10 protein-coding genes are annotated in these 13,552 nt (G+C 51.4%); 6 read left to right on the top strand and 4 right to left on the bottom strand.

The annotated features are described in order from the left end of the window. Positions 1-16: 16 nt before the first annotated feature. The 4 genes from gluQRS to thpR all read right to left on the bottom strand — a co-directional run bounded on the left by gluQRS (position 17) and on the right by thpR (position 2,867). Positions 17-913 (bottom strand): tRNA glutamyl-Q(34) synthetase GluQRS, encoded by an 897-nt coding sequence (gene gluQRS, locus C2U43_RS21300; RefSeq protein WP_103285752.1) that lies wholly within the window; start codon positions 911-913, stop codon positions 17-19. 70 nt (positions 914-983) lie between these two features. After that, positions 984-1,439, bottom strand: coding sequence for an RNA polymerase-binding protein DksA (gene dksA, locus C2U43_RS21295; protein ID WP_003829221.1), 456 nt, complete (start codon positions 1,437-1,439; stop codon positions 984-986). Positions 1,440-1,616: 177 nt separating this feature from the next. Then, entirely contained in the window at positions 1,617-2,321 is a 705-nt protein-coding gene (sfsA, locus tag C2U43_RS21290) for a DNA/RNA nuclease SfsA (protein WP_008786246.1), read from the bottom strand. 15 nt (positions 2,322-2,336) lie between these two features. Further along, entirely contained in the window at positions 2,337-2,867 is a 531-nt protein-coding gene (thpR, locus tag C2U43_RS21285; RefSeq protein WP_103285751.1) for an RNA 2',3'-cyclic phosphodiesterase, read from the bottom strand. Between the two features lie 73 nt (positions 2,868-2,940). Between thpR and hrpB the strand changes: the two genes are divergently transcribed. The 6 genes from hrpB (at position 2,941) to C2U43_RS21255 (ending at position 13,343) form a co-directional block, all read left to right on the top strand. Beyond that, positions 2,941-5,370, top strand: a complete 2,430-nt coding sequence (hrpB, locus tag C2U43_RS21280) for an ATP-dependent helicase HrpB (RefSeq protein ID WP_182315528.1) — start codon at positions 2,941-2,943, stop codon at positions 5,368-5,370. 135 nt (positions 5,371-5,505) lie between these two features. Next, on the top strand, positions 5,506-8,046 hold the full coding sequence (gene mrcB / locus C2U43_RS21275) for a bifunctional glycosyl transferase/transpeptidase (protein WP_008786249.1): 2,541 nt from the start codon (positions 5,506-5,508) through the stop codon (positions 8,044-8,046). A 406-nt stretch (positions 8,047-8,452) separates the two neighbouring features. Further along, entirely contained in the window at positions 8,453-9,019 is a 567-nt protein-coding gene (locus C2U43_RS21270) for a fimbrial protein (RefSeq protein ID WP_103285749.1), read from the top strand. Between the two features lie 47 nt (positions 9,020-9,066). Next, positions 9,067-9,780, top strand: coding sequence for a fimbrial biogenesis chaperone (locus tag C2U43_RS21265; protein ID WP_103285748.1), 714 nt, complete (start codon positions 9,067-9,069; stop codon positions 9,778-9,780). Positions 9,781-9,823: 43 nt separating this feature from the next. After that, the gene (locus C2U43_RS21260; RefSeq protein WP_103285747.1) at positions 9,824-12,310 is read left to right on the top strand and encodes a fimbria/pilus outer membrane usher protein; all 2,487 of its coding nucleotides are present in this window, start codon (positions 9,824-9,826) and stop codon (positions 12,308-12,310) included. A gap of 34 nt (positions 12,311-12,344) precedes the next feature. Beyond that, entirely contained in the window at positions 12,345-13,343 is a 999-nt protein-coding gene (locus C2U43_RS21255; RefSeq protein WP_233899554.1) for a fimbrial protein, read from the top strand. The last annotated feature ends 209 nt before the right edge of the window (positions 13,344-13,552 follow it).

Here is a 13,552-nt window from a genome sequence, read left to right as displayed (position 1 = left end):
AGCGGCTAATCATAGCTCAGCATGATGCATTTGAGAATGCCGGATTTAAGATCGCCGATTCAGGCACCGTTGTCAGACGCCAATTCTCAACGGCAAACTCCAGGATCTGATCAACCTGCATATCCTGCCACGGGATATCGGCACGCTGGCCGAGAAAGCGCAGCGCGGCAATAATCACCGGACGCGGATCGCCTTGCGGCAGCGCAGGTGCATGATTTTGTTTTGAAAGTTTAGCGCCTTGTTCGTTGAGCGCCAGCGGAAGATGAATATAGTCAGGTGCTTGCCAGCCAAACTGCTGATACAAAGAGATTTGCCGCACCGTGGGTTCGATAAGATCGGCACCGCGTACAATCTCTGTTACGCCCTGAAAGTGGTCATCAACCACCACGGCGAGGTTATAGGCAAAGAGCCCGTCGCGACGGTGAATGATAAAATCTTCGCCTGCAAGCTGTGGATCTGCCTGAATTTCACCGCGCAGTTGGTCAGTAAACTGCATCACCGGGTGACGTTGCTTTATGCGGACTGCCGCCTGCTCTGGTCCGAGGCGTAACTCACGGCAGTGGCCGTCATAAATACCGCCGACGCTTTGAATACGCGCCCGCGTACAGGTGCAGTAATAGCTCAGATCCTGTTGATGTAACCAGGCGAGCGCCTCGCGGTAGGCGTCATGACGTTGGGATTGCCATAAAATATCGCCATCCCAGTGCAGTCCGTAATGTTCCAGCTGACGCAGAATCGTATCTGCAGCACCGGGAACTTCACGAGGGGGGTCAATATCTTCAATGCGCACTCGCCAGATTCCGCGCTGTGCGCGGGCCTGCAGGTAACTCCCGAGGGCGGCAATTAGTGAACCGAAATGCAGTTCGCCAGAAGGGGAAGGGGCGAAGCGGCCTATATAGTGTGAATCGCTCATTTTGCGGACTAACAAATAATAAGGCGGGAGAAGCTCCCGCCTGTAGTAAACGTGGTAAAAATGACCGGAATTAACCTGCCATTTGTTTTTCGCGGATTTCTGCCAGCGTTTTACAGTCGATGCACAGATCGGCTGTCGGACGCGCTTCCAGACGGCGAATACCAATTTCTACGCCGCATGATTCGCAGTAGCCGAAATCTTCGTCTTCTACTTTCTTCAGCGTCTTCTCGATCTTTTTGATCAGTTTGCGCTCACGGTCACGGTTACGCAGCTCAAGGCTGAATTCTTCTTCCTGTGCGGCGCGGTCCACCGGATCAGGGAAGTTAGCCGCTTCGTCTTGCATATGAGTTACGGTGCGATCGACTTCATCCCTAAGTTGATTGCGCCATGCCTCAAGAATACGCCTGAAGTGCGACAGCTGGGCTTCGTTCATATACTCTTCGCCCGGTTTCTCCTGGTACGGCTCCACCCCAGCGATGGCGAGAATACTCAGGGACGATGTTTTACGGTTTTGCCCTTCTTGCATGTTGCTTCTCCTTAACACGCACTATCGATCCCCATGTTCGGGGGAAAAATCAGGTCGCTATAAATAGCAGATGCTTTTCCGGATAGCAATTATCTAAACGTAACACTTGACAACCCTGTGAGGAAAAGCGTATTTGCCCACGCGCCCAGAATACTAATTGACCAGATATTTACACCATTACAAGGTAATGGGCAACGGCTCTTTAAGAGTCATACCGTGGGCAGAAAGTTCCGCTTTATAAACCAGAATTTCAACCCCCTTAAGCTGTGCTTCAACTAATAATTGCGCATATTTTGCATCGATATGGCGCGCGGGTGAAAACCGTGTAATGGCTGAATGTAGCACGGCGAAAAATATCACTGCCCGCTTGCCTTCAGCCGCTACGCTCATCAATTCCCGAAGATGCTTCTGACCTCGTTCAGTGATGGCATCGGGAAAATAACCCTGCTCTTTTTCCGCCAACGTGACTGATTTCACTTCAATATAGCAGTCAGGTCGGGAATCTGCCTGTAACAAAAAGTCGATGCGGCTCCCTTCGGCGCCGTATTTTACTTCACTTTTCAAAGTACTGTAGCCTGAAACTTCCGAAATTAACGCCTGTTGAATCGCCTCTTTCGTTAATCTGTTGGCCCACAGCGTGTTAACACAAATAAATTCACCGGATTGGGTTTGCGTTAATTCCCAGGTATGTGGATATTTGCGTTTAGTATTTTCTGATGTCGAATACCAAACGGTGTCACCTGGCATTGCGCATCCGGTCATTGCACCGGTATTTGGGCAGTGTAGCGTTAACGCTGTGCCATCGGGTGTGATCACATCCGCTAAAAAGCGCTTATAGCGCTGAATGAGCGTTGCAGGTTGTAAAGGTGGAGAAAATTGCATAAGCAGTCCCTTTAATTATTCAGTCAGCGTCCAGTGTTGCAGCGGCGTATAACGCGTGCGTCCTCGTGAAAATGAGGAGGAGTAAAGTGCGAACTCCGTAACCGGAAATGACCAGCCAAAGCCCGGTGGAGGGATTGGCACCGCGTGACCGGCATCGCGCAGCAGCGTGATATGCGGGTGAAACGGCTGCGGGCTTTGATAGCACCCGCTACGCGCTGCCTGCGCCCGTAGCATATTCGCCAGTTGCAGCAACCCGCGCGGCGGCTGACGCATACCCAGCCACACGACCCTGGAGCGCAGCCATTGCCCGGCATCATCGAATTTGAGCGTGAAACCTGGCTGGCGAATACGCCCCGCGAGCTGCGACAGCGCCTGTTGCTTCTCAGCGCTGACGTCGCCTAAAAAGGCCAGCGTCAGATGCAGATTATCAGCCGCGACGGGGCGACCCGCTTCAGGGGGGAACTGCGCGGCCCGCCAGTGGATTAGCTGCTCCCGAACCCCGGCTGGCAATTCAATCGCAAAGAACAGCCTTTTTGGCTCAGACATGATGGATACTCGGTTATGAATTAACGCGATGCTACAATGCAGCGCGAAGAATGTTAACCCTCTGGAGCCATTTGTGACGTCGTTGCCCGTTGCCGCTGTAGTGCCTGAACTGCTTACCGCCCTTGATGCCTCGCCGCAGGTTCTGCTGACGGCGCCGACCGGTGCCGGGAAATCGACCTGGCTGCCGTTGCGACTTCTTGAGCATCGCGGTATCACGGGGCGGATTATTTTGCTGGAGCCGCGCCGCCTGGCAGCGCGCAATGTGGCGCAACGATTAGCGGAATTGCTGAACGAAAAGCCTGGTGAAACCGTGGGCTATCGCATGCGCGCGCAAAGTTGCGTAGGGCCGCAGACCCGGCTGGAAGTGGTAACAGAGGGCGTCCTGACGCGGATGATCCAACGCGATCCTGAACTGACAGGCGTCGGGCTGGTGATCCTCGACGAATTTCACGAACGGAGTTTACAGGCTGATCTGGCGCTGGCGCTATTGCTGGATGTGCAGCAAGGGCTGCGGGACGATCTGAAACTGTTGATTATGTCCGCCACTCTGGATAACGGGCGTTTGCAGCAGATGTTGCCCGATGCGCCGACGATCGTTTCTGAAGGCCGCGCATTTCCCGTTGAGCGGCGGTATCAGCCGTTGGCGGCGCATTTGCGTTTTGATGAAGCGGTGGCGATTGCGACGGCGGAGCTATTGCGCCATGAAAGCGGGTCACTGCTGCTATTTTTACCGGGTGTGGGCGAAATCCTGCGTGTACAGGAGCAACTGGCTACGCGTGTAGGCAGCGATGTTGTGCTGTGTCCACTGTACGGCGCGTTAACGCTTTCCGAGCAGCGTCAGGCGATTGTGCCCGCGCCGCAAGGCAAACGCAAAGTGGTGCTGGCCACCAATATTGCTGAAACCAGCTTGACGATCGAAGGCATCCGACTGGTGGTGGACTGCGCCCAGGAACGCGTGGCGCGCTATGACGTGCGTACCGGTCTGACGCGACTGATTACCCAGCGCATCAGCCAGGCCTCGATGACTCAGCGCGCGGGACGTGCGGGTCGTCTGGAGCCCGGTATTTGCCTGCATCTGCTTGCCAAAGAGCAGGCAGAAAGAGCGGCAGCGCAGGGGGAAGCGGAGATATTGCAGAGCGATCTGTCCGGGCTACTGATGGAGTTGCTGCAATGGGGATGTACCGAACCTGAACAACTGAACTGGCTGGATACGCCGCCCGCCATCAACCTGCAGGCGGCAAAACGGCTGTTGCAGATGCTGGGCGCGCTTGAGGGCGACAGGCTCAGTGCCCGCGGGCAGAAAATGGCGGCATTGGGTAACGATCCTCGTTTAGCGGCGATGCTGGTCTGTGCCAAAAATAATACCGAAGCGGCTACGGCGGCAAAACTGGCCGCGATTCTGGAAGAGCCGTCGCGCGGTGGAAGTACCGATCTGACCGTGGCGTTTTCACGAAATCAGCCCGCCTGGCAGCAGCGCAGTCAACAGTTGCTGAAACGGCTTAACGTTAGCAGCGGGCAGCCCGACAGCACGCTGCTCCCCTCATTGCTGGCGCGGGCGTTTGCCGATCGGATCGCGCGTCGACGCGGGCAGGAAGGGCGCTATCAGCTGGCGAATGGCATGGGCGCCATGCTGGATGCCGATGATGCCTCAGGACGCCATGAATGGTTGATAGCGCCACTTTTGTTGCAGGGCAGCGCTTCGCCAGACGCGCGTATCTTGCTGGCTCTGCCGCTGGATATCGAGTCGCTGATGCAGGCATGTCCTGAGCTGCTGCAACAGTCCGACACCATCGAATGGGATGAAACCCAGGGAACGTTAAAGGCATTGCGTCGGTCGCGCATTGGTCAGCTCACGGTAAAAGTACAGCCATTGGCCAAACCCTCGGAAGAGGAGTTGCATCAGGCGATGTTGAATGGCATTCGCGATAAAGGGCTAAGTGTGCTCAACTGGACGCCGGAAGCCGAGCAGTTTCGACTGCGTCTGCAATGTGCGGCAAACTGGTTGCCAGAGTATGACTGGCCCGCGGTAGATGAGGATTCTCTGCTGGCGTCGCTGGAGACCTGGCTGCTGCCGCACATGGGCGGTGTGCACTCGTTACGCGCATTAAAAGCACTCAATGTGGGACAGGCGTTGCGCGGTTTACTGGACTGGTCAATGTTGCAACGTCTGGATAGTGAGCTGCCTGCGCATTACACTGTGCCGACGGGAAGCCGGATTGCCATTCGCTATCATGAGGATAATCCTCCAGTATTGGCAGTTCGGATGCAGGAAATGTTTGGTGAAGCAAAGACTCCAACCATTGCCCAGGGGCGCGTGCCGCTGGTGCTGGAGCTGCTGTCTCCGGCCCAAAGACCGCTACAGGTGACGAGCGATCTGAGCGCGTTCTGGCAGGGATCGTACCGCGAGGTGCAAAAAGAGATGAAAGGGCGTTATCCCAAACATGTCTGGCCGGACGATCCGGCGAATACCGCGCCAACGCGGCGCACCAAAAAGTATTCGTAATGTAACTGTAGGCCGGATAAGGCGTTATGCCGCATCCGGCGAAAGAGCGGTAATAATTGAGAGATTTCTTCTTCTGTCGCAGGACGGAAGAACAGAGAATCGGGCCCTTGCGCCTGAATGTTGCGGAGAAAAAGCATGGCGGGGAATGACCGCGAGCCAATTGGACGTAAAGGAAAACCCTCGCGTCCGGTGAAACAAAAGGTGAGCCGTCGTCAACTCAGAGATGATGAGTATGACGACGATTATGATGATGATGACTATGAGGATGAAGAACCGATGCCGCGTAAGGGTAAAGGCAAAGGGCGTAAGCCTCGTGGTAAGCGCGGCTGGTTCTGGCTGCTGGTAAAACTGTCGATTGTCTTTTTGGTACTGATCGCCATTTACGGCGTTTATCTGGACCAAAAAATTCGTAGCCGTATTGATGGCAAAGTCTGGCAGCTTCCTGCGGCAGTTTATGGCCGTATGGTTAACCTTGAGCCAGAAATGCCTATCGGCAAAAACGAGATGGTGAAGCTGCTGGAGGCCACGCAGTATCGTCAGGTGACGAAGATGACGCGTCCGGGCGAATTTACCGTGCAGGCGAAGAGCATTGAGATGATTCGTCGTCCGTTTGACTTCCCGGACAGTAAAGAAGGGCAGGTGCGTGCGCGTCTGACCTTTGACGGCGATCATCTGGACACTATCGAGAATATGGATAACAACCGCCAGTTCGGTTTCTTCCGTCTCGATCCGCGTCTGATCACCATGCTCTCTTCACCTAACGGTGAGCAGCGCCTGTTTGTTCCGCGTAGCGGCTTCCCGGATCTGCTGGTGGACACGCTGCTGGCGACCGAAGACCGTCACTTCTATGAGCATGACGGTATCAGCCTTTATTCCATTGGTCGTGCGGTGCTGGCGAACCTGACGGCGGGTCGTACGGTACAGGGGGCCAGTACGCTGACTCAGCAACTGGTGAAAAACTTGTTCCTGTCCAGCGAACGTTCCTACTGGCGTAAGGCCAACGAAGCCTATATGGCGCTGATCATGGATGCGCGTTACAGCAAAGACCGCATTCTTGAGCTGTACATGAACGAAGTCTATCTCGGCCAAAGCGGTGATAACGAGATTCGCGGCTTCCCGCTGGCGAGCCTCTATTATTTCGGTCGTCCGGTAGAAGAGCTGAGCCTCGACCAGCAGGCGCTGCTGGTGGGGATGGTTAAAGGGGCGTCGATCTACAACCCGTGGCGTAACCCGAAACTGGCGCTGGAGCGTCGTAACCTGGTTCTGCGTTTGCTGCAACAGCAGCAGATTATCGACCAGGATCTGTATGACATGCTGAGCGCGCGTCCGTTAGGCGTACAGCCGCGTGGTGGGGTGATCTCCCCGCAGCCTGCCTTTATGCAGATGGTGCGTCAGGAGCTCCAGGCGAAGCTGGGCGATAAAGTTAAAGATCTCTCCGGCGTGAAGATTTTCACCACCTTTGATTCCGTGGCGCAGGACGCCGCAGAAAAAGCGGCGGTGGAAGGCATTCCGGTACTGAAGAAACAGCGTAAGCTGAGCGATCTGGAAACCGCGATTGTGGTTGTTGACCGCTTTAGCGGCGAAGTTCGCGCCATGGTCGGCGGAGCAGAACCGCAGTTTGCGGGCTATAACCGTGCGATGCAGGCGCGTCGTTCGATTGGTTCTCTGGCCAAGCCTGCGACCTATCTGACCGCGCTCAGCCAGCCGAAGTTGTACCGCCTGAATACCTGGATTGCCGATGCGCCGATTGCGCTGCGCCAGCCGAACGGTCAGGTGTGGTCACCGCAGAACGATGACCGTCGCTATAGCGAAAGCGGTAAAGTGATGCTGGTGGATGCGTTAACGCGTTCAATGAACGTGCCAACGGTAAATCTGGGGATGGCGCTGGGCCTGCCTGCTGTAACCGATACCTGGTTGAAGCTGGGGGCGCCGAAAGATCAGCTTAACCCGGTTCCGGCCATGCTGCTGGGGGCGTTGAACCTGACGCCAATCGAAGTGGCGCAGGCATTCCAGACTATCGCCAGCGGCGGGAACCGCGCGCCGCTGTCGGCGCTGCGTTCGGTGATTGCCGAAGATGGAACCGTACTGTACCAGAGTTTCCCACAGGCCGAGCGTGCCGTTCCGGCGCAGGCAGCGTATATGACGCTGTGGACTATGCAGCAGGTGGTTCAGCGTGGTACGGGTCGCCAACTTGGCGCGAAGTATCCGGGTCTGCATCTGGCAGGGAAAACCGGGACCACCAACAACAACGTGGATACCTGGTTTGCCGGGATCGACGGCAGCCAGGTGACCATTACCTGGGTGGGCCGCGATAACAACCAGCCAACCAAGCTGTACGGTGCCAGCGGCGCGATGTCGATTTATCAGCGTTATCTGGCCAACCAGACGCCAACACCGCTGGTGTTGACGCCACCGGAGGATGTGGTGGATATGGGCGTAGACTACGACGGTAACTTCGTTTGTAGCGGGGGTATGCGCACGCTTCCTGTATGGACCACCGATCCGGATTCACTGTGTCAGCAAGGTGAGATGCTGCAGCAGTCGGGTAATCCGTTCGATCAATCTTCTCAGCAGCCGCAGCAACAGCAGCCTCAACAGCAGCAACCGCCGCAGCAAGAGAAGAAGGACGGCGATGGCGTAGCCGGTTGGATTAAAGAGATGTTTGGTAGTAATTAATTCAGTAGTAAATTAGACCTAAACACCCGCTATTAGCGGGTGTTTTTATTTCTGGGTAAAATGAGTTTTATTTTTTCATGATGTAATTGTATTGATTTAATTTTAATTAAGAACAGATTAAGTAAAATAAATGTTTGCAAAAAACATTGGAAATTAAATAGTTAACTTCTTTTATGATGTGTGAAAAATTGCAGGCTATAGACAGTCTCTCCGGTGGTTTGATTTAATCCGCGAGTGAACACTATACACGATTCATTGTATTGATTTGATGAAGGGATTTCAGAAGATCATGTTTTTTGCATATCTTTATTCTTTTCTCTCCGTGCTCACCCTCAATATTTCTCGCCAGTAATTTATTATTGGCAATGGGACTTTGTCATTCAATCGTTCTGATTAAGGGATTCTAATGAATAAAAAGCTTCTTACTGTGCTGATGGCCGGAAGCCTGATTGCCGCTGTAAATACGTCTGCATTTGCAGAAGATACGGGTAAGGTAGAGTTTTCTGGCCGTATTGTTGCCGACACTTGCGTTATTGATGTCGATGGCGCAGGAGCAAATACCGTGGTTACTTTTGCTGATGCTTACCCGGATAATTTTGAGAAGGATGGGTCAATTGGCCCGACAAAAGATTTCCAGATTTCTCTGGCTAAATGTGACCCTGCCATAGCAAGTTTAAACCTGAGGTTCAGTGGTGACACAACTGACGGCGAGAATTTGCGCCTGAAGAACGACCTTAGTGATGCGAGTGCTGCAACAAATGTAGGTATTACCGTAACCAATAATAATGGTGGTAACACTGACGTTGTGTTTGATGACTCCGTTCCGGTATCAACCACGGATGTGGCGAATACTGGCGATGAAGCAACGCCTTCTATTTTCAACTATACCGCGAAAGTGATTCAGATTGGTGATGCAAAACCGACTCCGGGTAAATATCACGCCTCCGCGAATTTTACCGTGTTCTATCGTTAAGTATGACAGGCAGCCCTTCAGGGCTGCCTGACCAGGGAGTATTGCGGGTGAAATTATATGCGCGAATTTGTTTTGCCATCATTGGGCTTATTGCCATAAATGCACAGGCCAGCATTGTCCTGGGGGGGATTCGAATCATTTACCCGGAGAATAAAAAAGAAGTACAGATATCTATTAAGAATAAAGAAGATGCCAATAAATATCTGATACAAAGCTGGGTAACAAAGACAGATAACACAAAAGCGCCATTTATTATCACTCCGCCGATTTATAAAATGGACGCTAATGGCCAGGCTCTGCTGCATATCGTCTTTATTGGCGATAAAGGATCGCTACCACAAGACCGTGAATCGATGTTTGTTGCCAACTTTAAATCTGTTTCGGCTATGCCTGATGAATTAAAAGATAAAAATACGCTGCAGTTTGCGATGAAAACACAGCTGAAACTATTTTGGCGGCCAGTGAGTCTTAAAGAATCGGCCGCTGCCGGTGCGTGGGAAAAATTACGGTTTAGCCGTCAGGGTTCTCAATTAACCGCAAAGAATCCAACGCCATTTCATATTTCGTTATTAGAACTCTCTGTTGGCGGAAAGCAGGTAAAACCTCTCGCAGACAGTTCTGTACCTGAGTCATTGTCAATGACGGTTCCTCCCTTTGGGGAACAGATATTTTCAATACCTGCAACTGCAGTAGGTGATGTGTCATGGGCTGCAGTGAATGACTATGGTGCTGCAACGGTGAAAAAGCGCCAATCACTATAATACGCAATGACCGTATGGGTAATAATTAAAGGGAATTTATTATATGCGGCCTTATCCTTTGCGATCTTGTCGACTCTTTTTGCTCAACAGCATCACGCTGGCATTATGCTCATTTTTGCACCCAGCGAGTGCTGAAGATGAATTCAATTTGCATATTCTGGAACTCGGTACACCGTTAGAGAATACGTCAACACTGGAAACCTTTTTGCAAAATAATGGGTTACAGCCAGGAACTTATTTGACTGAAGTTGTGTGGGATTATGATCGCATTGATAAGCGAAATATTACATACGTACTATCGCAGGATAAGACGCAGTTACTCCCGCAGTTCAGCAAAGGGGATCTCAGAGAGTTGGGGGTGAAGGTCGATAGCCTTCCCGGCTTGAAATCATTGGCTGATACGGCTCCAGTTGGCGACATCGCCCAGTACATATCGGGAGCAAAGTTTGATTTTCAACTCGATAGCCAAACTCTTTTCATGCGGATCCCGCAAATTTATCGCGACCAGCAAGTCGCTGGCGCTATCCCTATTAAAGACTGGGACGATGGCATTCCTGCGGCATGGAGCAGCTATTACATTAGCGGCAACCGCCAGCAAGTAAATGGCGAGAACGATAACTCGAACTGGGCAAGCCTTAATTCTGGTCTAAATCTTGGCGCCTGGCGGCTTCGTAATTCAAGTACCTACAGCAATTCGGATGGCTGGGATGCGATCAGCACCACGCTGGAGCGGGATATTAAATTTCTGCAAAGTCAGCTTGAAATTGGCCAGACATATACCAACGGCGAACTGTTTGACAGCGTACAGATGACAGGGGTGAAGCTGGAAACCGATACCAGCATGTTACCCAATAGCTTACAAGGGTTTGCGCCTGTTGTGCGCGGAATTGCCAATAGCGATGCAAAAGTAACGATTAAGCAAAATGGCTACACGATATATCAGACTTATGTCTCCAGCGGCCCCTTTGAAATCAGAGATCTCAGTCAGGTAACAGCAGGGTCAGATCTACAAGTTACCGTTAAAGAGGCTGATGGAAGCGAGCATTCGTTTATTCAGGCAAGCGCTTCGGTACCCATCTTACAGCGTGAAGGTGCGCTGAAATATAGCCTTGCTGGTGGAAAATACCGCGATATCGATAACGGCGAGGAACCTGGGTTTGGTCAGGCGACGGTAATCTACGGCATGCCTCATGGCATTACGCTGTATGGCGGAGCGCTCGAAGCATCAATTTATCGTGCCGGTCTGGTCGGGGCGGGGGCCGATCTCGGTGAGCTTGGTTCTGTGTCTGTAGATGTTACTGCGGCCAGAACTCAGTTTGACGACGGGCGTGGTAATGCCAATGGTTTATCCTGGCGCGCACAATATTCCAAAGACTTTTCTGCAACAGATACCACGGTGACGCTGGCCAGTTACCGTTATTCCACTTCTGGTTTTTATACCTTCCAGGAAGCACTCGATCAGCGTGATAGAGGTGAAGATGATGGAATCTACAATTACCGTAAAACAAACAACCGTCGTAGCCGTTTACAGTTGAGTATGTCGCAATCATTGGGCTCTGTAGGGTCTGTGTATATCAATGGTTATCAACAAGATTACTGGGATATGAGTGGGCATGAGCGCAGTGCCAGTATGGGATTCAGTTCCAGTTGGCAGGACATCACCTGGTCTGTGAACTATAGCCTGACAAAAACACCAAACAGCGATAATGATCAGCAGGTTGCATTTTCCGTCAATATTCCTTTGTCACGTTGGCTGTCAAACAGTTGGGCGACCTACAACCTAAACAGCGCTAAAAATGGCAATACCGTGCATCAGGTTGGGATTGGCGGGACTGCGCTGGAAGATAACAACTTAAGTTATAACCTGCAGCAAAGCTATACCGATCACGATACTGGATATGGTGCGAGCATGACGGGGCGTTATCGTGGCTCATACGGTGAAATTGGGGCGAACTATAGCTATGCCAAAGATAGCAAACAGTGGAACTACAGCGCGCAAGGATCCGTCGTCGCACATCCTTATGGTATTACGCTGGGGCAATCTGTCCAGGATGCTTTTGCTATTGTCCATATTGACGAGGGAGCAGATGTTAAGGTCCAGAATATGCAAGGTATTTACACTGACTACTGGGGAAATGCGGTCGTACCATATTTAACTAATTATCGTCGTAATACCGTCACGGTGAACAGCGGGGAACGCGACGATCTGGATATCGAAAAACCGGCCAAAGATGTCGTACCTACGAAAGGGGCAGTTGTCGCAGCTAATTTCTCTGCCCGCCAGGGTATTCGCGCCTTATTAACACTTCACCATGGATCGAGTTTTGTGCCTTTCGGCGCGGTACTGTCAATTGAGGGGGGCTCCTCAATAGTCGGAGATGGTGGCGAAGTTTATCTGACCGGTTTGAAAGGTAATGTACCGTTTAAAGTACAGTGGGGTAGTGCTCCAGAACAGCGCTGTGAAGGAAATGCGCAGATCCCAGACGATATCGAGTCCTCTATTTACCAGGCTGCGGTTGAGTGTCGATAGTGTAAAGGGAAAACATAAAATGGACTGTAGGAATATGAATAATTATATGATTTTTAGATTGATTCTATGTTGCGGTCTATTGTTCGCACAGCAATCAGTTCAGGCATCCTGCAAAATTGAGAATGATGCGTCGCCGTCAACCTCTACGTTCAATATGCCGTCGTTTACGGTAAATGCGGACGCCGCTCCAGGTACGATCATTGCAACCCAGGAAGTGACTGGTGACCTTATTAATGTCGTGGACTGTACAGATAATGGCGATATCTATACAGGTTATACCGTATTCACGAGTAGCGATGCCCGCACGGATAATCCCCTTAGCCGCGTTTATCAAACAAATGTTTCGGGAATAGGTTTTCGGGTCGCCTGGGCTAAAGATAGCCCTTTCGCCCTAACAGAAGGATCGCTGGTTACCCCTATGCATCTAGGGTCGGCAAAAACAGACCATTTAAGTGACTATAGTATTCAATCACATGCGAGAGCTGAATTTGTCGTCACTGGCGTTGTGCAGTCAGGGGTTATTGACGTCAACATGCTCAATGCGGACTGGATTTATGATTCGCAGGTTATTGCTCAAATTCGCTTTGCGCCAATAGTTATTAACGTTACTGCTAACACCTGCAATTTAGTTGAAAAAAATATCACAGTGCCGCTTAAGAGAATCATGACTAGCGATATTGTGGACGGTTATTCCGATGTTGTATCTGATGATAGTTTCAAGATTCAGCTGGAACAGTGTGTCGCGGGCATCAAACTTGATTATAAATTCACCACTGCCGGTTCAACTGGCGTGAGTGGCAATAGCGACATCCTGGAGATCGCCAGTGGTAATGACGCAGCCGAAGGGGTCGGATTACAAATTCTCGACAGCAACAATAATGTGCTGAAATTTGATCAAGATTACAACGCGGTAGCGCAAACAACCGATAGGCAGTCTGTCACTATCCCTTTGAAAGCAAGATATGTACAAACAGGAACTGTAAAAGCGGGAAAGGTTGACTCTGTTGCGACATTTAACGTTTTTTACCGCTAGCCAAAAATAGCCTGTGTATTTGCAGGCTTTTCTTTTCAACATTCCAGCCTAATTTATTAACCCTTTCTTTTCATCTGGTTATTTCTTAACCCCTCAGTTTTAGTAGGGACGCGTATTGCTTGCGATCGCAACGGTGTTTCGAATATTATGCTCTCGTTATAATAATAATTCTCGTTTACGTTATCATTCACTTTCATCAGAGAAATACC

It is taken from the genome of Citrobacter freundii complex sp. CFNIH9 (genome assembly GCF_002903305.1).
Classification (GTDB): domain Bacteria; phylum Pseudomonadota; class Gammaproteobacteria; order Enterobacterales; family Enterobacteriaceae; genus Citrobacter; species Citrobacter portucalensis.
This window is presented reverse-complemented; position numbering and strand designations above follow the sequence as displayed.

Coding starts and splice junctions, on each gene's coding strand:
- gluQRS (WP_103285752.1), bottom strand. CDS start 913: ATGAGCGATTCACACTATATAGGCCGCTTCGCCCCTTCCCCTTCTGGC.
- dksA (WP_003829221.1), bottom strand. CDS start 1,439: ATGCAAGAAGGGCAAAACCGTAAAACATCGTCCCTGAGTATTCTCGCC.
- sfsA (WP_008786246.1), bottom strand. CDS start 2,321: ATGCAATTTTCTCCACCTTTACAACCTGCAACGCTCATTCAGCGCTAT.
- thpR (WP_103285751.1), bottom strand. CDS start 2,867: ATGTCTGAGCCAAAAAGGCTGTTCTTTGCGATTGAATTGCCAGCCGGG.
- mrcB (WP_008786249.1), top strand. CDS start 5,506: ATGGCGGGGAATGACCGCGAGCCAATTGGACGTAAAGGAAAACCCTCG.
- C2U43_RS21270 (WP_103285749.1), top strand. CDS start 8,453: ATGAATAAAAAGCTTCTTACTGTGCTGATGGCCGGAAGCCTGATTGCC.
- C2U43_RS21260 (WP_103285747.1), top strand. CDS start 9,824: ATGCGGCCTTATCCTTTGCGATCTTGTCGACTCTTTTTGCTCAACAGC.
- C2U43_RS21255 (WP_233899554.1), top strand. CDS start 12,345: ATGAATAATTATATGATTTTTAGATTGATTCTATGTTGCGGTCTATTG.